The organism is Streptomyces sp. NPDC015220 (assembly GCF_043079345.1).
Lineage (GTDB): Bacteria > Actinomycetota > Actinomycetes > Streptomycetales > Streptomycetaceae > Streptomyces.
Genome location: NZ_JBIBUK010000001.1, coordinates 145,633 through 162,996, shown reverse-complemented (window position 1 = coordinate 162,996; position 17,364 = coordinate 145,633). Strand labels below are relative to the sequence as shown.

The window sequence follows — 17,364 nt, the reverse complement described above, 5'->3', positions numbered from 1 at the left end:
AACCCACCAGGAGCACGTCATGACCGACCAGACGCCCGTGCCCGTCCCACCCGCCACCAGCGCCCCGACTGGTGGTCTGGTCGCGCACGGAGACCCGATCGACATCGGCTGGCAGGACGGCACCCTCGACGCCCGCCTGCACCTGTCCGTCCGGCCCGACATGGACGAGGTCGAGCGCGACCAGCTGCTCGCCGACCTGCGGGACGCCCTCGCACCCGTCGTGCCCATCCGGCAGGCGCGGCAGGAGGCGCAGTCGTGACCCGGGTGACCGCGCGACAGCGGCAGGTACTGCTCCTCGCCGCCGGCGGCAACACCAACGCGGCCATCGCTGCCCGCCTCGGCATCACCAGCGGCACCGTCAACGAACTCCTCGGCACCGCCTACCGCCGCCTCGGCGCCCGGGACCGCACCCACGCCGTCGCCCTCGCCATCTGGTGCGGCGACATCAGCCTCGCCGACCTCGCCACCATCGCCCAACCCACAAGCCAGGAGCGTGCCGCATGACCGACCGTCCCACGCTCGACGACTTGGACGCTGAGCCGGAGCGCACGCACTGGTGCTGCAACGGCAACGCGGAGGACTGCCCGCTGTGCACCGACCCGAACCCGCCCTACCCGTTCCTGTGCCCCGGGCATCCGGACACGGCGGAGAGCCGGCAGCGGGTGACGGCAGGGGCCAAAGCGCCTGAGCAGGCCGCCAGTTGGAACCGACTTGAAGCCCGGGCCTTCAACGCGGTCCTGCCTGCGCTGCGTGATGCCGGGGAGTGGCTGCCTCTCTCCGCACGTCGCAAGGTCGCCAACGCCGTCCTCGCCGAGTTGAAGCGCGAGCTGGATGCGCTCGCCGAGTACGAGAACGCCATCAACTGGATGACCACCTGCACGTCGTGTGCCCGCGTGCTCGACGCCAGCATCCGAGAGCTGGAGCGCGCCGAACGGGCAGAGGCGGCACTTGCCGAAGCGCTCAGCGGAAAACGGTCGGCCACCAGCAGGTCAGGGACCGAAGAGACCGGCCAGCCGGGGCAGTTCGGCGAATCCGGGCCCGCGCCCGCTGACCCGGCGCTGCCCGGTCCGGGTGCGCGGCAGCCCGCCTACGACGCCGGCCGGGAGCGGCCGTGACTGCCCCGTTCCGTCTGACCACCCCGACCCGGCTGGTCCTCGCCGCGCTCCGCGACGCGGACGAGCCGGTCTGGGGGTTCGACATCTGCCGCACGACCGGCTTGAAGTCCGGGACGATCTACCCGATCCTCAACCGGCTCAATGGGCACGGCTGGGTCGAAGCCTGGCTTGAGGACAGCCCGCACCCTGGTCGGCCGCCGCGCCGCTACTACCAGCTCACCGCCCGCGGACGAGGTGAGTCCGTCACTCCGCGGACCGAGAGTCTGCCCGAACCAGCAAACGGCCTCGAGGGCCAGGTGCGCCGCCTCGTCCGGCAGGCACTCGCGGACGCCGGCCTCACCCAAGCCGCGGTCGCCCGGCGCCTCGGCATCAGCACCAAGCACCTGAGCATGATGCTGAACGGCGGCTCCACCCTCAGCCTGACCTGGGCCGACCGCATCACCCAACTCGCCGGGCAGCGCATCCGTATCCGACTCGACCAGGAGCAGCCGTGACCTACCGGGTCCTGGTGACCGGCTCGAGGGATTGGCCCACGCCCGGCGTGGTGTGGGCCGCCCTCAACGACACCCTGCACGAGGCGCTGCTCGCCGGCCGGCGCCTGGTCGTCGTGCACGGCGCCTGTCTTCGAGGAGCCGACGCGCAGGCCGCCGAGTGGGTTGCGGTCGCCGCCCAGTTCGCCGACGGGGTCATCGAGGAGCCGCATCCCGCGGACTGGCGGCCGGGTGGCTTCCTCGACCGGTCGGCTGGCTTCCGCCGCAACGCCGCGATGGTCCAGCTCGGCGCCGACGTCTGCCTGGCCTTCGTCCGCGACGGCTCCCGTGGCGCCAGCCACACCGCCCGGCTCGCCGAAGCCGCTGGCATCCCAGTGCGGCGGTGGGAGGCGTGACGAGGGAGCGGCATTAGGGCATATGCCGACGGCATACGCCAGATCACCACCTAGCGATGTTCCGGGCTGGTGCCGTCATCTCGGCCTAGGCCGTGCGCTACGGTGATATCACGCTCCATGAATTCTGCTGGGCCCAGGAGGCGACGATGAGCGAGCAGCAGTGGACTATCGAGTCCATTCGCGACGCCCTCGGTAACCCGGCCCTAGCCCAGCGGTTTCTCCGTGAGATCAATCGCGCGCCAGCCCACGAGCTGTTGCAAGTCTTCGCCCGCTGGGAGCGCATCGCCAAGGACATTGTCGTCGCCGTCGAACGCGGGCGGGACATCGCGGCAGCGCAGGAGCGGGGCGAGGATCCAACCGCCGACTGGACCGACGCTACTGAGCGGGTCCTCGGTGAAGCGGAGCGTGCTCGCGCTCGCGGCGTAGCCTGATCGCAACACGTCACACCCCCAGTCACCCATTCGCTACACTCCGCATCATCGGGGCACGCAAGTCATCGGGGCAACTGGGAGATCACGTGCACGCAGGAAGGCCCGCGAATGTATCGCCTCAAGTACGACCCTGCCGCCGAAGCCGTCCACGAGGCGATGCCGCCGGCCGCCAGTGAAGCGTTGACCCTCGCGCTTGCCGACGCCTGCCACGACCCCTTCGCGGTCACCGAGCCCTGGGGCGTAGACGATGGCATCACTCGCATGCTGATCACCCCGCAGGCCTTCGCCGTTCTCATGGTCGGCAAGCAGGAGGACGTGATCACCATCTTCCAGATCACCTACCTCGGCTGACGACGAAGCCCCCGACCGCACACCGCGGCCGGGGGCTCCTTCGTCTGTCAGGTCAGTGAGTCGTGGTGAACGCCCGGAAGTCGGCGGCCCTGGTGTCGTTCCTCTCTGGGGCGGTGTGGTCAGACGGCGTCGGTGATGATCCGGCGGAGCATTTCAGCGCGCTTCACGCCTGCCTCGGCGGCGCGGGCGTCGACCTTGGCGAGGACCTCGGGGGCGAGGCGTACCTCGACCTTCGGGCCGACCGTGGGCCGGCCGCCGAGGTTGGGCCCGGACTCGTCGGGGGTGTCGGGGAACCACTTCTCCAGGGCCTCCTCGGCCTCTCGGTCGCCGCTCTTGATCATCCATTCGCGGGCTTCGTCGTCGGTGAGGAACCGCCACTGGTCGGGGCCGTTGAACTCGGGGCGGGCGTCCTGGTTCTCGACCCACCGGCCGCTGCTGGTGCGATACAGCTGCGCCCGGTTGATCTGCATGCCGGAGATGACGCCGCGCATGTTCTGGCCGTCCCAGCGGGAGTCCTCCTCGAGGATGTGTTCGGCGGCGTCGAGGTCGAACCAGCCGAGCCGGTCGTAACCGCCCTGATCGTTGGGCTGGGTGCTGTAGATGGTGATCCGGTTCATGGTCGCTCCTGGTCAGGCGGTGGGGTGCTCGGTGACGACGGTCTGGACTTCGGCAGCCCGGTAGCCGTAGGTGCCGGGGATCTCGTCGCCGTAGCAGTCGGTGAGGTAGACCATGCGGGGTCCGGTGCCCCCGCCGATGAGGGGCTGCGGGTTGGTGACGTTGTAGCCGTGGACCCAGGTGAAGCGCTGGCCGTGGACGATGCCGACGTTGCGCTTGTCGTAGCTGGCGATGACGTCCCGCAGAGTCATTGTCTCGATGGGCTCGTCACCGGTGAGGGGTCGGCTGTCGTCGCGGCTCATCAGTAGTCGCCCTTCAGGGAGGTGATGTAGGAGGAGGCGTCGCTGCGGGACAGCAGCTCCAGCCCGGCGCGGTCGGTGGGGCCGTAGAAGAAGCCGCCGCCTTCGCCGGTCCGTTCGCGGCGAGCGAGGAGCGTGAGGATGTAGTCGACCTGCTTCGGGGTGGCCAGGGGGCCCTTCTGGCGGCGGGCTTCCTTGAGCTGCGCCTCGCGGGCCTCGCGGACGGTGGCCTCGGCGGCGGCGATAGCGTCCGCCTCGGCCTTCTTCGCGATCCGGTCCGGGGCGCCAGCGGCGTGCTGGGTTGCCCACTGGATGAGGATGTCGGCCTTGGCGGTGTCGAAGGGGTCGCTGTCGGCGTTGATCTTCTGGTCGATGTCGCGGGGGTCGCCGTTGGTGCTGCCGGTGATCCGCCAGTAGGTGGACCTGTCCATGCGGCCGGCGCGGGGGATGGTCTTCTCGAGACGGAAGCCGGCGGGGGTGTTCTCGTAGAACTTGGCGTAGAACTCGGCGGCTTCCCGGCTGTAGAAGGTGGCGTCGTAGATGCGGGAGTCCTTGCCGGGGCCGTAGCCGGCTGGGGTGCCGTCGGTGCGGGTGATGGTCCAGGTGGTGTGCTCGGTGCCGTACTTGACGGTGGTGCCCTTTTCGATGCGGTAGGTGGTGGCGGTCATGCGGGCCTTCCTCTGGCCGATGGCGATGCGGTGGTTGAGGGAGGCGGTGTCGATGACCCACTGGCCGGCGGTCTTGGTGGCGGTGATGACTCCGCGGCGGCACCAGGTGCGGATGGTGGCGACGGTGACGTGCGCTTGGGTGGCGGCGGTGGTGGTGTTCATCGGTCCCCCTCTCCATGCGGATGGTTTCCGCATGCGTTTACTGTCTCGATGATGGCAGGGGTAACCGCATGCGTCAACCGGTTGGTGAGGGGGAACGGAAAAGGCCCCGACCCAAAGGCCGGGGCTCAACCCCGCGGAGGCGGGGACAACTGCAAGTAGTGAACGGGAACACCCCCGCATCGGCGGGGAAAACGGCCATCACGAATGATCGCCATGCCCATCCACTGGAACACCCCCGCAACGGCGGGGAGCATCTACCACGGCCCTTGAGCCTGGGACCATCCCCACGTGCATGGGGAGCAACGCAAAGCCCCTATAGGTCTCGGGCCACCCCCGCATCGGCGGGGAGCAGCCACCGGTCTCCCGATGGCATGGCCACTATGGCACAGGGCCCTGACAGCCCGCAGGAGAACGCGCGCCTGGCCCACTCCGACGGCGCTGCAGAGTGGGATGGCCGGCTACTCAGACCCGCGCCACCTTGAGCGGGGCCAGACTCGTCAGGCGGCATCCTCGACGGCAGGCGGCTCGTCCAGCCTCTTCCCGCTGAGTACCTGCCGGATCCGGCCCGGCGTCAACCGCATCCGCTTCGCCAACGCTTCCACCGGCACCCCCTTCCGCTCCGCCGTCCGGATAGCCCAGTCCCGCCGGTCCTGCCACCGCCCCCACGCCGACCGGCTCGCCACCCTCCGGTGCAGCACCGCGGCCAGCCGCAGCAGCAGCCAGCCCACCGCGTCATCCCACCTACGCCGCACGAAAGCCCCCTATCGTCGCGGTGCAACTGCAGTCGTGCACCACGGTCGGGGGAGGGCGGTGCGGCCACAAGAGCGCGAAACCGGCGCACGCGAAGCGCCCCCGACCATCCCGGTCGGGGGCGCACCGTCACGCGAACGGCCTACTTCGCGATCACTGTCAGCTGGTACGGCTCCGGCAGAGGCGGCATCGGCACCCGCAGCAGGCAGCCCAGCATCGCGCGGGCCAGCATCTCCCACTCCGCTTCGGGACGGCCCGCCGGCCGGGCGAGCAGCACCGAGCCGTCGTCGCGGACATAGGTGCCGCCCGTGAAACCGGGGCCTGCCTCAAGCACCGACACATCCACGTCCAGCTCGGCGAGGAGCGCGTCGAGCGGCGTATCCATAAGGTGCTGTGTCGACAAAGCGAGCGGCGCGGGGCAGGGGGAGGCTGCTACCTTCATGCTGTAGTCCTTCTTTGACGAGACGGGATTGCGTGATCGGCGAGTTCGCGCTCGCCGGTTCAACCGGCCGGGTGTTCGCGCACCCGGCCGTTCCAGTTCTATCCGCCTTTCGCCGCCCGTGCTGGACGTCGGAGGCTAGATCGAATCGAGAGACAGTTGGCGCAGTAGAGTGGGATTTCCGCAGGTCATAGCTATGAGCTGGGCGGCGGAACACCCTGTGACCGGATGACGGTCGGCCGTCACTGAGCGAGGTGACGGAAAGCCGCCTACGCGTGCGGCAGTACGTCGTCGAGGTAGGCCTGCACCGGCTCGAACAGCCCGTAGGGCACCAGGCCAGGCAGCTCCTCGTGCCGCGCCCACGTCACCGCGTCCAGCTCCTCGACATCCGCGACCCGAGCCTCACCCTCGACGACCTCGCAGGCGGTGTACGCCATGAACTTCCCGGTCTTCGGGTGCACCCGGTCTCCGATGTACTTGACCGCCTTCACGGTCAGCCCCGTCTCCTCGAGCGTCTCCCGGACCGCGGCCTGCTCCGCCGTCTCCCCGTCCTCGACACCGCCGGCCGGGAACTGCCACGACAGTTCGCCCTCGGAGACCCGGCGGCGCACCATCAGCACGCGCTGCCCGTCGGTGATGATCGCGGCACTGACGTCGGGCTTCTTCTCGGTGGTCATACGGTCGCCTCCAGGGCGTCGAGGATCGGCGGGTAGATACGGTCGGCGGGGATGAACCGGGAGAGCTCCCGGATCGGAGCCCAGGCCACGGCGACGTTCTCGGAGGCGTCCCCGTTGACCGCCTCGCCGTGCACGTAGTCGCAGACGAAGTAGTCGCACATTGCGCGCGTCCGAGGGTGGAGCCGTTCACCCAGATGCTCGCGGACCAGGCAGTGCACGCCGGTCTCGTCCAGCGTCTCCCGGACGGCGACCTTCGATGGGGAGCCGCCCGGCTTCACGATGCCGGCCGGGAACTGCCAGGCGATGTCGTCGCCGTCCTGCCGGCACACCAGCAGCACGTCGCCGTTGCGGCGGACCACAGCGATCGCCACCCGCAGCGCCTGCGCTTCCGGCTGCGGCGCCGCTATCCGCGACAAGTGGATGAACCGGCGGCGCACCGCATCACCTGCCCTCCTGTAGGCCGTGTCCAGGATTCGCTGGGTTTCTGGCTGGGGGACCATGGTGGGGCTGGCGCGCCATGCGGCGACGCTGCGCACCGACACCCCGAGCTTCCCGGCGAACTGTTCCTGGGTCATTTCGAACGCGTCTTGGAGTCGGGCAGCTGTCTGCCCGGTCCACTGAACGTTGTCCACTATCGGCCTCCGGGCCGCGGTCGTGGGCCTGGCTGCGGCGGGCCTGCATGCTGCTGCATGGGCCGCTGCAGATCACTGCATGGTGCTGCACTGCTGCTTCATGGGCATCGCGTGGGCGCACGCGTTGACTGGACCCATGGATGCTTCACTCGCCCTTGCCGAACTGGTGGGCGCGCTGCAACGTGACGCCCCCCATGATCTGGCCGATCTCCTTCCAGGTCTTTCCCTGCTCCCGGAATCCCAGCGCGATCTCCTGCCGCTGCCGGCGGCGCCACAGTTCCAACTCGTCTTCCAGGAAAGCGGCGCGCTCCAGGTAGGCGGACCAGCGCTCGGTGAGGTCCGTGATGGCGCGCAGTTCTTCGTCGTGCCGGGCGTAAGGAGAGTCGGGGGAGTCGGCCATGACGCGAGAGTACGGGCGATCCGACGACTGCTCAAGGCTCAGCTAGAAGAGTCGAGTTGTGCGCTTGACTCGCCCCGTGGAGACCTCTACGGTCGTATCAGTCGCCCTTCAAGGCAGCACCTTGAAGGTGGCTTCGCCGTTCACTCTCACCGGACCCAGTCCGCGAACGGTGCACAAAAGAAGATCGGGCCGAACACCGCGACTCTCACCTCGCAGGTCGGCCCTAACCACCAGGTTCTGTGAAGGAGACCCTGTGGCTACCACCGATCTTATCGGCACGCCCGTGCGCGCCGAGCACCCGGCCACCGCGCCGGTCCTGACCGAGCCGGCGTCGCCGGCCGCCGTCGCCGCGATGCGCCGTCTCGGCTGGGCGCTGGCCCTGCCGATGAACCCGGACGTGGTCCGTGCGGTCACCGAGTACGAGGTGGCCGCCGAGCATGCCCGGGACCTGGCCGCGGTCGCCGCGTCGGGCCGAATGACGGACCTGGACGCCGACAGCTTGGCCGCCGCCGTAGACCTGATGGCCGGTGCCCGCGCTGTCCTGGCCGACGCTGACCTCCTGGACCTGATCGGACTGGCTCGGTGAGCGCCCGCACGGTCCTCGCCGAGTTCCCGGCCGGCCACCCGCGCGGCTCCCGGCCGGCCGAGGAGTTCGCCGCCGAGCAGCGCCGCAACGGCGTAGCCGCTGAGGTGGTACTCGACCTGCCGAACGACACCTTCCTCGTCGTCGTCGAGGGGGCGGCGTGATGGGGTTACGTGACAGGGCTCGTGACGCTCTCTACGGAGCGATGAACACCGCTGACGGCTCGCCCGCCTCCGCTCGTCGCGCCACGCAGGTGGCGTCGGTGGCCGCGCAGGCAGCCTCGAACCACGGGCACGCCGGGACCGCTGCCGTGATCGCGACCGCTGGTGCCGCTGCTGTGGCCGCTGAGGGTGCGCTGACGAACTACGTCTACCCGCCCGGCGACTACGCGACGTTCCGCGACGAGAAGAAGCGGGGCCGGTGATGGCCGAGCACGAGCGGGCGAAGGAGCCCCTGCCGACCCGTCCGCGCGGCGGTCACCCCGGCTTCATCCTTTGCCTTGACGACGCGGGCCACGCCGAACTGTCCCGCAAGGTCGCCGAGGCCAACAAGCGGTCCGAGAACCGGCCCCGCTAACCCCCCGATCCGCCGCGGGTGGCGGTCTCCGACGCCCCCGTCCCGCCACCCGCGGCACCCCATCCGATCCCGGCATGACCAACCGAGGAGTACAGCCATGCCCGTTTCCGGCGAGATCATCGCGCCCGGCCGCTACGACTACGACCTGAAGGTCGAGTTCCCCAGCGTCTACATTCCCGAGCACACGCCCCCCGAGTTCCGTAACGAGGACGCGCAGCTGACGACCGGGGTCCGGTACGCCTTCGGCCAATTCGACCTGACCGAGCACGCGGGGCGCGAGGTGATCCGCGACCACTTCGTCCGCCAGGTCTGCGAGGACGTCGACCTCGCACTCGTCACCGTCACCCGCTTCGACCTGACCCCCGTCACCGCCTGACCACCACCCCCAGCACCACCGACCCGAGAGGATCCGTGATCCGTCATGTCCCCGTACCTGATCTCCGCCGACCTGGGCTCCACCGACATCGGCCGGCACGTCCGCGCCACCACGACGGTCGCCGAGCTGGACGCGCAGGTGAACGTCCGCAGCATCTCCGACCTGTTCGCCGACTACGCCGCCGCCGTCGCGTCCGGCGACCGGACCCGGATGGCGACGATCCGGCTCGCCGCCGACGCCGACCTGCTCGCCGAGCTCGACGGCTTCCACTACCCGGCCGCCGCCTGACCCCCGGAAGGGCCGCCCCGATGGATCTCACCGCCCGTTACGTCGAGGACAGTCGCCGCGTGATCGGCGAGGCCGAGGCCGCCGACATCACCAACCCGGACCTGCCCCGCCAGGCCGTCACGGTGCTGATGGTCCGGCTGACGGAGACGCTCCGGACCATGTCCGACCACGCCGAACGCCTGGCCACCAGCGCCGACAGCCTCCGCACCGTCAATGCGGGACTGGAGGCCGAGAATCGGCGACTGCGGCAGAAGCTCGCCGACCTCCAGACCGAGACCGCCGCCTGACCGGCCGCCCGACCCGACCCGAGAGGAGCGCCTCATGTACCTGATCGGCACCCGCGTCACCGTGGTCAGCACCAGCCGTCTGCCGTCTCCCCGGGCCAAGCGGCTGATCGGCCGCACCGGCACCGTCACCCTGCACGAGAACGACCTGAACATCGTCACCGGCCTCGGCCTCCTCGGCGGCTTGGTCGGCTACGCGTTCACCGACGACGACCTCGCCCCCGCCAGCCGCTCCAGCTGATCGGCTGCCCGCGGCGTCCGGCCCCGGTCCGGGCGCCAAGGAGAACTGACCAGCACCCCCACCATCCGTTCCGACCCCGAGTGAGGTCGTCATGATCCGCATCATCCTGCTCACCCTGCTCGCCCTGTACCTGATCACCGTCGGGCTGTGGCCGCCGGCCGCCGCCCCGATCACCCTGCTCCTCGCCGGACTCGCCGTGATCGCCGGACTCGTCCCCGGCCCGGTCTGGCTGATCGCTGCCGGCATCGCCTGGCGCAAGCACCAGCCCGCACCCGCCACCCAGACCGCCTGACACCTGAGAGGACTTGATCCGCCATGACTGCCAGCCCGCCGAAGGTCAACGGCCACACCAGGCCGCAGCCGGTGCCCGTGCTGGGGGACTGGCAGCCCATAGGAGCCGCCGCCACCCCCACCACCGAGCCCAAGTCAGCCGTGCCCGAGCCGGTCGAGGCGCAGCCGGAGAGCGACATCATCGCCCAGGCGCAGGCCGAAGCAATCCGCGCCCAGGCATGGGCCGAGTCGGAGAAGCAGCGCCTCGCCGCCGAAGCCGAGAAGGAAGCCGCGCTCAAGCTGGCCGAAGCCGAGGCCGACGCGATCCGCACGAAGGCGGAGGAGGAGGCGCGGAAGCTGCGCCTCGCCAACGACCGGCAGGAGCGCAAGGCCCGCGAGGACGACGCCGCTACCGAGGCGCGGATCGCGGAGAGCCGGAAGCGCAAGGCCGACGCCGACCGCGCCCGCGAGGACGCCGACCGGCGGGCCGCCGAACAGCAGGCCGCAGCCGCCGCCGAGGCAGCCGAGATCACCGAGGCCGAAGACCGGTGGCGCGGCTACGCCCGCAGCTTCTACATCGTCTGCGCGATCGTCGCCCTGCCCGTACAGGTAGCCGCCTTCTACAACCCGAAGGCGCTGTGGCTGATGGCCGCCCCGCTCATGCTCGAAGGCGGCGCCTGGGTCGTCCTCAAGGGCGCCGCCGCCGCGGTGGCCTCCCACCGGCCGCACTGGCACTACCGGCTGATCGCCTGGATGCTCGCGTTCCTCGCCGCCGGCATCAACCTGTGGCACGGCCTGAGCGCCTTCGACCCGGCGACCGCGATCGGTACGGCGTTCGCGTCGATCGCCGGCCCCGGCGTCTGGGACCTCCACGAGCACGGCCGGATCCGCAAGCGCGACGGCGTACCCAGCCGGCGGGAGCGGCGCGCGGCGGAGAAAGCAGCCAAGGCAGAGGCCGCCCAGAGGGCCGCCGAAGAGGCACAACAGCAGGCCCAGAAGGAGGCTGCCGCGAAGGCCACGGCGGAGACCTCGAAGCAGCTGGCGGAGCGTCGGAAGACGCACTTCCCGAAGGTGTGGGAGCACGCCGTGAAGCTCGCCGCGGACCTCGGCGAGACGACCGTCACCCAGGCCATTTGGGAGCGCGCCAAGCTCGACGTCGAAGGCGCCAAGCCGGGCGAGTCCGCGGAGGTTTTGCGGATGCGCAACGCGGCCGAACTGAGGGTCGAAGCGGCCCGCCAGAAGCGCCCCGTAAACGGATCAACACAGCAGGTCGCATCGCAAGTGCCCGGTGCGAAGAAGTCCCGCGTCTACAACCCGCCATCGCGACGCGGACGCCGCACCAAGGGCGACGTGAAGTACACGCCCGGCGCCCGCCGTCAGGCCGCCATCACAGCCAAGCAGACCGCCGCGAAGATCGCCCTCGAGACGAAGGACTGACACCCGCCATGGCTACCCCGCTGTACGACGAGCGCCCCACCCTGACGCTCGTCCCGTCGCCCGCCGCGGCCCCGGTCTTCAAGGACGAGCCGGCCACCCGGAAGCCGCTGGAGTCGGTGCGTAAGGTCGCCGCCCACACCAACCGGGTCGCGCACCTGGCCCGGCTGCCGCACACCGTCCGCGGCTACAAGCAGCTCGGCCGGCTGTGGCTCGACCGCTACCACAACCACTACCCGCAGTTGATCGCCGACGCCGACCGGGCGGTCCGCGAAGCAGCCGGCGACCCGGCTCTGGCAGGGACCTGGAAGAAGGAGGCCGACAAGCACCGCGCCGAGTACAGGCAGCACCGCAAGACATTCCTTGGCAAGACCGCCACCGCGGCCGGCGCGGTCGCCGGGGGAGTCGGCTTCGGCGCCGTCACCGGCAGCCTCTGGATCGACCTGATCGCCGGACTCGGAGCCTTCGGGATCGGCGCCTTCCACGGCCGCGACCGCAGCGAGCCCGGCGTCGAGGAAGCACTCGGCCTGCCCGCCGACGACACCGCCCGCACCCACGGCTCCGTCACCCTCGACGACCTCCCCGAGGGCGCCCGGCCGTTCCCGATCCGCCGGGCCGAGACCCCGCAGCAGGCCGCCGTATGCGTGCTCCTCGCGATGGTCGCCGAGAACGTCCCCGTCGTCGAGGTGTGGGACATGGAACGCCAGCCGTGGGGCTGGCAGTGCAAGGTCCGCGTCGGCGAAGGCACCCCTGAGGCCATCATCGCCAAGGCTGGCGGCCTCGAGACCCGCTTCGACCTGCCCACTAACGGCGTCCGACCGCAGCCGGTAGTCGAGCGCCGGGCCTGCGCCATCCTCCGCCTGGTCGAGGGCAATCCGTTCGCCACCGCACCCGGGCTGCCCTACCGCGCCCCGAAGTCGATCTCTATCACAGACAAGTCCCGCCTCGGCACGTCGGTCGGCGGGGACTCCCTCGACGCCGCGTTCGCCGGCGTCATGGGCCTGGTCGTTGCCGCGTCCGGTGGCGGCAAGACCGGCATGCTGCAGGCGATCGGCGAGATCACCACCGCCTGCTACGACAACATCACCATCGACCTCGACCCGCATGGCGACGGCCTGGAAGACCTGCACGACGCGGTACGCGTCACCGGCCGCAGCCACGAACAGATCGAAGCCGTCCTGCTGTTCTTCCTGATGCTGTCCAAGGGACGCGCCCGACTGCGGGCGAAGCTCGGCATGGGCAAGAAGTGGAAGGTCAGCAAGGAACATCCCCACTTCACGATCGTCTTCGACGAGTTCCCGAAGGGGTCCGAGCTGGCCAAGCGGCTCGCGTTCGACCTGCTGCTCGTCGGCCGCAAGGAAGCCGTCACCCTGATCATCGCGTCGCAGGGCGGCACCAAGCTCTACCTGGGGGAGAACATCGCCCAGATGATCGCGTTGAAGGCGGTCGGCCCGTGCAAGGTCGGCGACACCCGTGCCGTGTTCGGTGACGGGGCCGTCGCCGAGGGCTGGCTGCCGCACAAGCTGTCCCCGGCCACCGACACCGACCCCAAGGACGCGGGGCACGTGTACATCCAGGGCGTGCCGGGTCGGCCCGACGAGCCGATCGAGTACGCCGTCCACGAGACGCCGTCCGAGACGCTGCGCAAGCTGGCCGCGGAGCGCCTGGAGGCCGGGCTGGTCGAGCCGGACCAGGACAGCCTCGATGCGATGCGCACCGTGGACCTGCCGGAGTACGTCGAGCCGGAGTACGACAAGGACGGCGACCTGAAGAAGCCGGCGCCGGTCGAACTCCTGACGTGGGAACGGCTGCTGCGCCTGTGTGGCGCCGAGCCGCCCGCGGGCGCGGAGCTGACGGATGGTCCGGCGCGGGCCGCGGTTGAGGACGCGGTCGCCGTCATGGAGAAGGCGGGCGTCGACCGGATGAAGACCGAGGTGCTGCTCGCGGCGCTCCGCGACTTCGACGCCGACACCTACGGGGAGATGGGTGCCGAGGAGCTGAAGGCGCTGATGAAGCAGGCAGGCGCGGGTTCGCCGATCACGCTCGGTCCGATCGGCGAGGAGAAGAACCCGCGCGGCTTCAAGCGTGATCGTCTCCGCCACCTGCTGTGACCGTTAAATCCCTAATGCCCCACTGATCGGCCGCCGCTCGGCGCTGCTCGTCCGACAAACACGCAGGTCACGGACACGTGAGTCGCTGATCGGCGCCTGATCGGCTCACGCTCCGAGCGGCGGCCGATCAGGGGGCAGGGTGCGCCTGACCTGCGGCTTCTCCCGACGAGCACCACAGATCAGCAAGGACAAACCATCACAAACCGGAATGGAGATCAACATCATGGCCCAGACGTGGCAGCCCCACCAGGACAAGAAGTTCGCCCGCGAACTGAAGCTCGGCAAGCCCTACTACGTGATCCGTGACCTGGAGACCCGCCGGGCCTCGTTCGAGGACGCCCAGCGGTACGAGGAGCACATCTTCACCGAGTGCTCCCGCCTCACCGGCACACCCCGCACCGACGGCGGCATGACCGCCACCGAACTCTGCCGGAACTGGGGACCGGTCTACGACACCAAGCCGCGGATGCGGCGCTCCGGTGAGCCCGGCCCGCAGGTCACCGGCCCGCTCGGCTCCAACGACTACGAGGGCATCCTCGACGAAGCCGAGATCCGCGGCCTGGAGAAGCACGTCCGGAACGGCTCCGACCCGCGTACCCGCCGGCCCCTCGGCTCCTGGCGGCTCTGACCAAGCCGGGCCGCCCCTCGAATGCCTGGAAGCGACCAGGGGCGGCCCGGTTCCTCAACCCAATCCAAGATCAGACGAGGAGACACCATCATGCCCCACCCCATGACCGACGAGGAATGGGAGGCCCAGAACGGCAGCCTCCCACCCGCCCAAGCCACCGCCCGCGGCCTGTGCTGGAAGTGCTCCGGCAAGCGTCGGCTGTTCAGCGCCTTCGGCGGCGACCAGTTCTCGGTGCCCTGCTCCGAGTGCGACGGCACCGGGAAGGCCAAGCCGTGACCGCCGCCGCCGCCGTCGCCGTCGCCGCTCCGCCTGAGGCGGCGCCCGTCCTCGACCTCGACGCACGGCTCGCGCTCGTCGGCGCGGTCATGGACGAGCGGATCACCCTCGCGCACCTGGCCGTCGACGTGAACACCGCCCACCTGCCCGCCGCGGACCCGCTGCCCGAGATCACCGCCCCGCCGCACCTCGTCCCGCAGCCGACACCCTGCCCGTACACCACGCCGCTCGCCACCGTGCTCCACCAGGCGCAGACCCGGCTCCAGCAGAACGGCTGGCTCCGCGGCCAGTTACGTGACGAGCAAGGCGCCGCCTGCGCCATCGGGCACATCCGGGCCGTCGCCGCCAACCGCGGCCAAGCCGACGACGCCTGCGCCGTCCTCCTCGAAGCCATCCGCCGCGGCTTCCCCGACGCCGAAACCATCCCGTCCTGGCAGGACGCCCAGACCAGCCCCGCCCCGGTAATCCTCGCGTTCGACCGCGCCGCCGAACTCGCCCACACCCGCAACCTCTAAGGAGACCCCCATGGGAATCAGCATCAGCCACGGCGTGCCGAACACCCGGTCCGCCACCACCATCGCCACCCTCGGCCAGCACCTCGCCCACACCCTCACCAGCTCGGAGTGGCGAGAGGTCCGGCACCTGTTCGACGGGCGGCTGTACACGCCCCTCGTCACGCCGCCCGCCGAGGCCGGCCGGGTCGCCGCGCTCCTCATGAAAGCGGCCAGCAGCCGGGCCATGAACCCGGAGTGGGCGCAACTCGCCACACTCCTCGGCGGCGCCGCGAACCGGGCCGCGCAAGCCCGGCAGAACTGGGTGTGGGACTGACCTACCCAGACACGACAGAGCCCCGGCCCTCACGGGTCGGGGCTTCCGTGTTGCGTACAGGTACAGCGCGGGCCATCCAGCCGTTGCCGACCATCTGCCGGGGCGGCATCGCCAGACTCAGACCGGCCGCCAGCAGCAGCCGCAGCCCTTCCGCCGTCTCCTGCTCGTCCTCGCCCTGCACCGTGAACCTCAGCGCCATGACCGCAGTCTGCCCCAGCACAGTGGGGGAGCGGGACGGGAAACGGGAAACGGCTATGGGCGCCACTCTGGCAGGTCCGCGGTCACGAGGCATCCCTGCCGGCCCGCTTCGCCTCGACCTCGCGGCCGACTGTGGGCTCCCGCTTCCGCTCTACTCCTTCGGCGCGCGCGATGCGGCGGAACACCTCGGGGGTCATGCCGGTGAGCTTGGCGAGCTGGGTGACCGAGGCGCCGGCCAACATCTCCTGCACTGCGGCCTCCTTCACCTGGGGGCGCAGGTCGCGCTCCGTTCTGACTGCTTCCTTGTACCGAGCGAACAGATCAGCGCGCTCGTTGTCGGAGAGGTGGGGTACAGCATGGCGGATGTTGTGTGCAGGGCGCTCGGTGGTGATGGCGATGCGTTCAGCGTCTTCCGCTAGCTCGCGGGCGGGGAACCACTCGACATCTCGGCGGGTTACGTTCGGCCACCATGTCTTGTTCGCAGCATGCTCGGCCCATCGCTTCGCAGGGTCCTCGGCTATGCCGACGTACAGCAGCACGTTACCCGCGTCGTAAAGGCGATAGAGAGAGGTACGGACCGCGCCCGCAGTCATGCCTGATCCTTTCCGGCCTGAGCTGACCGTTCGTTATCGATGCGGTCGGCAATCTTCCGTGCCCACTCGCGGCTGTAGGGCGTGTGCTTGGCGATGGTCATGAGTGGGACACCGGCCGCCCGCGCGTCGGCGATCAGCTCGTCCAGGGCAGCGCGCGCCTTCTCGTGGGCGGTCGTTGCTCGGTCGAGCTTGCGCAGCCAGGAGGCTTCGGTCTGCGGGTCGGGGCGTGGCGTCATGTCCCAGATCGTCTCACGCGTGGCTGCCAAGTCGGTAGGCAGCTCGACGCCAACTGAGTGGGCAGTGATTCGGGGATTCGTCATGCCAACTATGTTGCACTCCGCTGGTTGGTCGTGTCACTATCGAAGTGCCAAGAAAGTTGGCAGTAAGCCGCACCAGGGGGGACCCGCAATGCTCAGCTCGAACCGCAGCCGCCGCATCGTCAAGGCCCGCGCGATCACCGTCATACGCCGCACCCACGCTGCGGCCCGCCGCGTCTGCAAGGCCCTCACCTACCGCGCCCGCAGCGGCCAGATCATCACCCAGGTCGAAGCCGGACTGCTGATCCGCACTGGCGACGTCCTCGACCGCCTCGGCGCCAGCGACCTCAAGGACGGCTACCAGTCCTGGTACGGCCGGCACGTCAAGAAGGCCCACATCGCCGCCACCGGCACCGAGCCCGTCCGCTGCTGGGTCCGCCACCGGTCGACCGGCCGCTGGATCCACGTCCACGTCTACCGGCCGTTCGACATGGCCCTCTACGTCGGCCTCGTCACCTACAAGCAGACCAAGCACCTCGCCCAGCCCTCCCTCTTCCAGGCCGCCTACACGGAGGCCGCCTAAACCAACTTCACGGCGCACCAGACGAACCCGGCCAGCACCATCCGTGAGGAGCCCACGTTGACGACCACCGCCCGAATCACCCAGCTCCGCGAAGCCATCGCCCGTCGCGCCCTCACCGACATCGGCGTCCCGGTCGACGCCCGCATCCTGGATGTCCAGCGGGTCGGCACCGTGTTCATCGTGGCGACCGCAGAGCCCAACAACCGCTGGTCCCCCTACACCGTCGAAACGTTCCGCACCTCGACCGCCGACGACATCGACCCCCGCGACGAGGACGACGCAGCGGCGAAGCGCTGGATTCCGCTCGCCGGCTGGAACGGCGACGGAGCGGACGAGGTGCCCGGCATGCTCGCCCAGGCCGTGGCCTACGCCCGCGAGGTTGCCTGAACCATCCAGGGGCCCGGCCGCGGCAG

General features: G+C 70.0%; 35 protein-coding genes. 24 read left to right on the top strand and 11 right to left on the bottom strand.

All coding sequences use genetic code 11. From position 1 onward, the window contains the following. The first annotated feature begins 19 nt into the window (after positions 1–19). The 7 genes from ACF061_RS00970 (at position 20) to ACF061_RS00940 (ending at position 2,783) form a co-directional block, all read left to right on the top strand. Positions 20–259, top strand: a complete 240-nt coding sequence (locus ACF061_RS00970; protein WP_392264641.1) for a hypothetical protein — start codon at positions 20–22, stop codon at positions 257–259. After that, positions 256–504: a helix-turn-helix transcriptional regulator gene (locus ACF061_RS00965; RefSeq protein ID WP_392264640.1), complete on the top strand. Its 249-nt coding sequence runs from the start codon at positions 256–258 to the stop codon at positions 502–504. Before ACF061_RS00970 ends, ACF061_RS00965 begins: the two co-directional genes overlap by 4 nt. Beyond that, positions 501–1,115: a hypothetical protein gene (locus ACF061_RS00960; protein WP_392264639.1), complete on the top strand. Its 615-nt coding sequence runs from the start codon at positions 501–503 to the stop codon at positions 1,113–1,115. The genes ACF061_RS00965 and ACF061_RS00960 overlap by 4 nt, the downstream gene beginning before the upstream one ends. Beyond that, a complete protein-coding gene (locus ACF061_RS00955; protein ID WP_392264638.1) occupies positions 1,112–1,609 on the top strand; it encodes a helix-turn-helix transcriptional regulator in 498 nt (165 codons plus the stop codon). The genes ACF061_RS00960 and ACF061_RS00955 overlap by 4 nt, the downstream gene beginning before the upstream one ends. After that, positions 1,606–2,001: an SLOG family protein gene (locus tag ACF061_RS00950; protein WP_392264637.1), complete on the top strand. Its 396-nt coding sequence runs from the start codon at positions 1,606–1,608 to the stop codon at positions 1,999–2,001. The genes ACF061_RS00955 and ACF061_RS00950 overlap by 4 nt, the downstream gene beginning before the upstream one ends. A 146-nt stretch (positions 2,002–2,147) precedes the next feature. Further along, positions 2,148–2,432: a hypothetical protein gene (locus ACF061_RS00945; protein WP_392264636.1), complete on the top strand. Its 285-nt coding sequence runs from the start codon at positions 2,148–2,150 to the stop codon at positions 2,430–2,432. A gap of 108 nt (positions 2,433–2,540) precedes the next feature. Further along, positions 2,541–2,783 (top strand): hypothetical protein, encoded by a 243-nt coding sequence (locus ACF061_RS00940; RefSeq protein WP_392264635.1) that lies wholly within the window; start codon positions 2,541–2,543, stop codon positions 2,781–2,783. A 119-nt stretch (positions 2,784–2,902) separates the two neighbouring features. Here ACF061_RS00940 and ACF061_RS00935 read toward each other — a convergent pair whose 3' ends face one another. The 8 genes from ACF061_RS00935 to ACF061_RS00900 all read right to left on the bottom strand — a co-directional run bounded on the left by ACF061_RS00935 (position 2,903) and on the right by ACF061_RS00900 (position 7,425). Next, positions 2,903–3,400, bottom strand: coding sequence for a CopG family transcriptional regulator (locus ACF061_RS00935; protein WP_392264634.1), 498 nt, complete (start codon positions 3,398–3,400; stop codon positions 2,903–2,905). 12 nt (positions 3,401–3,412) lie between these two features. After that, on the bottom strand, positions 3,413–3,700 hold the full coding sequence (locus ACF061_RS00930) for a hypothetical protein (RefSeq protein ID WP_392264633.1): 288 nt from the start codon (positions 3,698–3,700) through the stop codon (positions 3,413–3,415). Next, positions 3,700–4,527, bottom strand: coding sequence for a hypothetical protein (locus tag ACF061_RS00925; protein WP_392264632.1), 828 nt, complete (start codon positions 4,525–4,527; stop codon positions 3,700–3,702). The genes ACF061_RS00930 and ACF061_RS00925 overlap by 1 nt, the downstream gene beginning before the upstream one ends. A 497-nt stretch (positions 4,528–5,024) precedes the next feature. After that, on the bottom strand, positions 5,025–5,279 hold the full coding sequence (locus ACF061_RS00920) for a hypothetical protein (RefSeq protein WP_392264631.1): 255 nt from the start codon (positions 5,277–5,279) through the stop codon (positions 5,025–5,027). 140 nt (positions 5,280–5,419) lie between these two features. Further along, positions 5,420–5,719, bottom strand: coding sequence for a hypothetical protein (locus tag ACF061_RS00915; RefSeq protein ID WP_392264630.1), 300 nt, complete (start codon positions 5,717–5,719; stop codon positions 5,420–5,422). 266 nt (positions 5,720–5,985) lie between these two features. Further along, positions 5,986–6,393 (bottom strand): NUDIX hydrolase, encoded by a 408-nt coding sequence (locus tag ACF061_RS00910; protein WP_392264629.1) that lies wholly within the window; start codon positions 6,391–6,393, stop codon positions 5,986–5,988. Next, positions 6,390–7,025, bottom strand: coding sequence for an NUDIX domain-containing protein (locus tag ACF061_RS00905; RefSeq protein WP_392264628.1), 636 nt, complete (start codon positions 7,023–7,025; stop codon positions 6,390–6,392). The genes ACF061_RS00910 and ACF061_RS00905 overlap by 4 nt, the downstream gene beginning before the upstream one ends. A 145-nt stretch (positions 7,026–7,170) precedes the next feature. Then, positions 7,171–7,425, bottom strand: coding sequence for a hypothetical protein (locus ACF061_RS00900; RefSeq protein ID WP_392264627.1), 255 nt, complete (start codon positions 7,423–7,425; stop codon positions 7,171–7,173). 253 nt (positions 7,426–7,678) lie between these two features. On the opposite strand from ACF061_RS00900, the gene ACF061_RS00895 reads away from it, so the two are divergent. The 15 genes from ACF061_RS00895 (at position 7,679) to ACF061_RS00825 (ending at position 15,320) form a co-directional block, all read left to right on the top strand. Further along, on the top strand, positions 7,679–8,011 hold the full coding sequence (locus tag ACF061_RS00895; protein WP_392264626.1) for a hypothetical protein: 333 nt from the start codon (positions 7,679–7,681) through the stop codon (positions 8,009–8,011). After that, a complete protein-coding gene (locus ACF061_RS00890; protein WP_392264625.1) occupies positions 8,008–8,172 on the top strand; it encodes a hypothetical protein in 165 nt (54 codons plus the stop codon). Before ACF061_RS00895 ends, ACF061_RS00890 begins: the two co-directional genes overlap by 4 nt. Positions 8,173–8,213: 41 nt before the next feature. Beyond that, positions 8,214–8,432, top strand: coding sequence for a hypothetical protein (locus ACF061_RS00885; protein WP_392264624.1), 219 nt, complete (start codon positions 8,214–8,216; stop codon positions 8,430–8,432). After that, the gene (locus ACF061_RS00880; protein WP_392264623.1) at positions 8,432–8,584 is read left to right on the top strand and encodes a hypothetical protein; all 153 of its coding nucleotides are present in this window, start codon (positions 8,432–8,434) and stop codon (positions 8,582–8,584) included. The genes ACF061_RS00885 and ACF061_RS00880 overlap by 1 nt, the downstream gene beginning before the upstream one ends. Positions 8,585–8,681: 97 nt before the next feature. Further along, positions 8,682–8,960, top strand: coding sequence for a hypothetical protein (locus ACF061_RS00875; RefSeq protein ID WP_392264622.1), 279 nt, complete (start codon positions 8,682–8,684; stop codon positions 8,958–8,960). 45 nt (positions 8,961–9,005) lie between these two features. Then, positions 9,006–9,248, top strand: a complete 243-nt coding sequence (locus tag ACF061_RS00870; RefSeq protein WP_392264621.1) for a hypothetical protein — start codon at positions 9,006–9,008, stop codon at positions 9,246–9,248. 20 nt (positions 9,249–9,268) lie between these two features. Continuing rightward, entirely contained in the window at positions 9,269–9,535 is a 267-nt protein-coding gene (locus tag ACF061_RS00865; protein ID WP_392264620.1) for a hypothetical protein, read from the top strand. Positions 9,536–9,569: 34 nt separating this feature from the next. Beyond that, the gene (locus ACF061_RS00860) at positions 9,570–9,773 is read left to right on the top strand and encodes a hypothetical protein (protein WP_392264619.1); all 204 of its coding nucleotides are present in this window, start codon (positions 9,570–9,572) and stop codon (positions 9,771–9,773) included. Positions 9,774–9,864: 91 nt separating this feature from the next. Beyond that, positions 9,865–10,065: a hypothetical protein gene (locus ACF061_RS00855; RefSeq protein WP_392264618.1), complete on the top strand. Its 201-nt coding sequence runs from the start codon at positions 9,865–9,867 to the stop codon at positions 10,063–10,065. Between the two features lie 23 nt (positions 10,066–10,088). Beyond that, positions 10,089–11,480: a hypothetical protein gene (locus ACF061_RS00850; RefSeq protein ID WP_392264617.1), complete on the top strand. Its 1,392-nt coding sequence runs from the start codon at positions 10,089–10,091 to the stop codon at positions 11,478–11,480. Between the two features lie 8 nt (positions 11,481–11,488). After that, positions 11,489–13,588: a hypothetical protein gene (locus ACF061_RS00845; RefSeq protein WP_392264616.1), complete on the top strand. Its 2,100-nt coding sequence runs from the start codon at positions 11,489–11,491 to the stop codon at positions 13,586–13,588. A gap of 223 nt (positions 13,589–13,811) precedes the next feature. After that, complete coding sequence (locus ACF061_RS00840; protein ID WP_392264615.1) at positions 13,812–14,216, top strand: hypothetical protein; 405 nt, start codon at positions 13,812–13,814, stop codon at positions 14,214–14,216. Positions 14,217–14,306: 90 nt separating this feature from the next. Next, on the top strand, positions 14,307–14,492 hold the full coding sequence (locus tag ACF061_RS00835; protein ID WP_392264614.1) for a hypothetical protein: 186 nt from the start codon (positions 14,307–14,309) through the stop codon (positions 14,490–14,492). Beyond that, complete coding sequence (locus tag ACF061_RS00830; RefSeq protein ID WP_392264613.1) at positions 14,489–15,007, top strand: hypothetical protein; 519 nt, start codon at positions 14,489–14,491, stop codon at positions 15,005–15,007. Before ACF061_RS00835 ends, ACF061_RS00830 begins: the two co-directional genes overlap by 4 nt. A gap of 10 nt (positions 15,008–15,017) precedes the next feature. Then, positions 15,018–15,320, top strand: coding sequence for a hypothetical protein (locus tag ACF061_RS00825; RefSeq protein WP_392264612.1), 303 nt, complete (start codon positions 15,018–15,020; stop codon positions 15,318–15,320). 1 nt (position 15,321) lies between these two features. Here the strand turns inward: ACF061_RS00825 and ACF061_RS00820 are convergent, their stop codons facing one another. The 3 genes from ACF061_RS00820 to ACF061_RS00810 form a co-directional block, all read right to left on the bottom strand. Next, the gene (locus ACF061_RS00820) at positions 15,322–15,519 is read right to left on the bottom strand and encodes a hypothetical protein (RefSeq protein ID WP_392264611.1); all 198 of its coding nucleotides are present in this window, start codon (positions 15,517–15,519) and stop codon (positions 15,322–15,324) included. Positions 15,520–15,601: 82 nt separating this feature from the next. Then, positions 15,602–16,111 (bottom strand): GIY-YIG nuclease family protein, encoded by a 510-nt coding sequence (locus ACF061_RS00815; protein ID WP_392264610.1) that lies wholly within the window; start codon positions 16,109–16,111, stop codon positions 15,602–15,604. After that, positions 16,108–16,431 (bottom strand): hypothetical protein, encoded by a 324-nt coding sequence (locus ACF061_RS00810; RefSeq protein ID WP_392264609.1) that lies wholly within the window; start codon positions 16,429–16,431, stop codon positions 16,108–16,110. Before ACF061_RS00810 ends, ACF061_RS00815 begins: the two co-directional genes overlap by 4 nt. A gap of 88 nt (positions 16,432–16,519) precedes the next feature. Here ACF061_RS00810 and ACF061_RS00805 point away from each other — a divergent pair, with 88 nt between their 5' ends. Both ACF061_RS00805 and ACF061_RS00800 read left to right on the top strand, forming a co-directional pair. Next, on the top strand, positions 16,520–16,951 hold the full coding sequence (locus tag ACF061_RS00805; protein WP_392264608.1) for a hypothetical protein: 432 nt from the start codon (positions 16,520–16,522) through the stop codon (positions 16,949–16,951). Between the two features lie 57 nt (positions 16,952–17,008). Continuing rightward, positions 17,009–17,338 (top strand): hypothetical protein, encoded by a 330-nt coding sequence (locus ACF061_RS00800; protein ID WP_392264607.1) that lies wholly within the window; start codon positions 17,009–17,011, stop codon positions 17,336–17,338. Positions 17,339–17,364 lie beyond the last annotated feature (26 nt).

Excerpts from the sequence above, each read along its gene's own strand:
- ACF061_RS00970 (WP_392264641.1), top strand. The coding sequence starts at position 20 with ATGACCGACCAGACGCCCGTGCCCGTCCCACCCGCCACCAGCGCCCCG.
- ACF061_RS00960 (WP_392264639.1), top strand. The coding sequence starts at position 501 with ATGACCGACCGTCCCACGCTCGACGACTTGGACGCTGAGCCGGAGCGC.
- ACF061_RS00945 (WP_392264636.1), top strand. The coding sequence starts at position 2,148 with ATGAGCGAGCAGCAGTGGACTATCGAGTCCATTCGCGACGCCCTCGGT.
- ACF061_RS00940 (WP_392264635.1), top strand. The coding sequence starts at position 2,541 with ATGTATCGCCTCAAGTACGACCCTGCCGCCGAAGCCGTCCACGAGGCG.
- ACF061_RS00935 (WP_392264634.1), bottom strand. The coding sequence starts at position 3,400 with ATGAACCGGATCACCATCTACAGCACCCAGCCCAACGATCAGGGCGGT.
- ACF061_RS00930 (WP_392264633.1), bottom strand. The coding sequence starts at position 3,700 with ATGAGCCGCGACGACAGCCGACCCCTCACCGGTGACGAGCCCATCGAG.
- ACF061_RS00925 (WP_392264632.1), bottom strand. The coding sequence starts at position 4,527 with ATGAACACCACCACCGCCGCCACCCAAGCGCACGTCACCGTCGCCACC.
- ACF061_RS00915 (WP_392264630.1), bottom strand. The coding sequence starts at position 5,719 with ATGAAGGTAGCAGCCTCCCCCTGCCCCGCGCCGCTCGCTTTGTCGACA.
- ACF061_RS00910 (WP_392264629.1), bottom strand. The coding sequence starts at position 6,393 with ATGACCACCGAGAAGAAGCCCGACGTCAGTGCCGCGATCATCACCGAC.
- ACF061_RS00900 (WP_392264627.1), bottom strand. The coding sequence starts at position 7,425 with ATGGCCGACTCCCCCGACTCTCCTTACGCCCGGCACGACGAAGAACTG.
- ACF061_RS00885 (WP_392264624.1), top strand. The coding sequence starts at position 8,214 with ATGAACACCGCTGACGGCTCGCCCGCCTCCGCTCGTCGCGCCACGCAG.
- ACF061_RS00880 (WP_392264623.1), top strand. The coding sequence starts at position 8,432 with ATGGCCGAGCACGAGCGGGCGAAGGAGCCCCTGCCGACCCGTCCGCGC.
- ACF061_RS00875 (WP_392264622.1), top strand. The coding sequence starts at position 8,682 with ATGCCCGTTTCCGGCGAGATCATCGCGCCCGGCCGCTACGACTACGAC.
- ACF061_RS00870 (WP_392264621.1), top strand. The coding sequence starts at position 9,006 with ATGTCCCCGTACCTGATCTCCGCCGACCTGGGCTCCACCGACATCGGC.
- ACF061_RS00865 (WP_392264620.1), top strand. The coding sequence starts at position 9,269 with ATGGATCTCACCGCCCGTTACGTCGAGGACAGTCGCCGCGTGATCGGC.
- ACF061_RS00860 (WP_392264619.1), top strand. The coding sequence starts at position 9,570 with ATGTACCTGATCGGCACCCGCGTCACCGTGGTCAGCACCAGCCGTCTG.
- ACF061_RS00855 (WP_392264618.1), top strand. The coding sequence starts at position 9,865 with ATGATCCGCATCATCCTGCTCACCCTGCTCGCCCTGTACCTGATCACC.
- ACF061_RS00850 (WP_392264617.1), top strand. The coding sequence starts at position 10,089 with ATGACTGCCAGCCCGCCGAAGGTCAACGGCCACACCAGGCCGCAGCCG.
- ACF061_RS00845 (WP_392264616.1), top strand. The coding sequence starts at position 11,489 with ATGGCTACCCCGCTGTACGACGAGCGCCCCACCCTGACGCTCGTCCCG.
- ACF061_RS00840 (WP_392264615.1), top strand. The coding sequence starts at position 13,812 with ATGGCCCAGACGTGGCAGCCCCACCAGGACAAGAAGTTCGCCCGCGAA.
- ACF061_RS00835 (WP_392264614.1), top strand. The coding sequence starts at position 14,307 with ATGCCCCACCCCATGACCGACGAGGAATGGGAGGCCCAGAACGGCAGC.
- ACF061_RS00825 (WP_392264612.1), top strand. The coding sequence starts at position 15,018 with ATGGGAATCAGCATCAGCCACGGCGTGCCGAACACCCGGTCCGCCACC.
- ACF061_RS00820 (WP_392264611.1), bottom strand. The coding sequence starts at position 15,519 with ATGGCGCTGAGGTTCACGGTGCAGGGCGAGGACGAGCAGGAGACGGCG.
- ACF061_RS00815 (WP_392264610.1), bottom strand. The coding sequence starts at position 16,111 with ATGACTGCGGGCGCGGTCCGTACCTCTCTCTATCGCCTTTACGACGCG.
- ACF061_RS00810 (WP_392264609.1), bottom strand. The coding sequence starts at position 16,431 with ATGACGAATCCCCGAATCACTGCCCACTCAGTTGGCGTCGAGCTGCCT.
- ACF061_RS00805 (WP_392264608.1), top strand. The coding sequence starts at position 16,520 with ATGCTCAGCTCGAACCGCAGCCGCCGCATCGTCAAGGCCCGCGCGATC.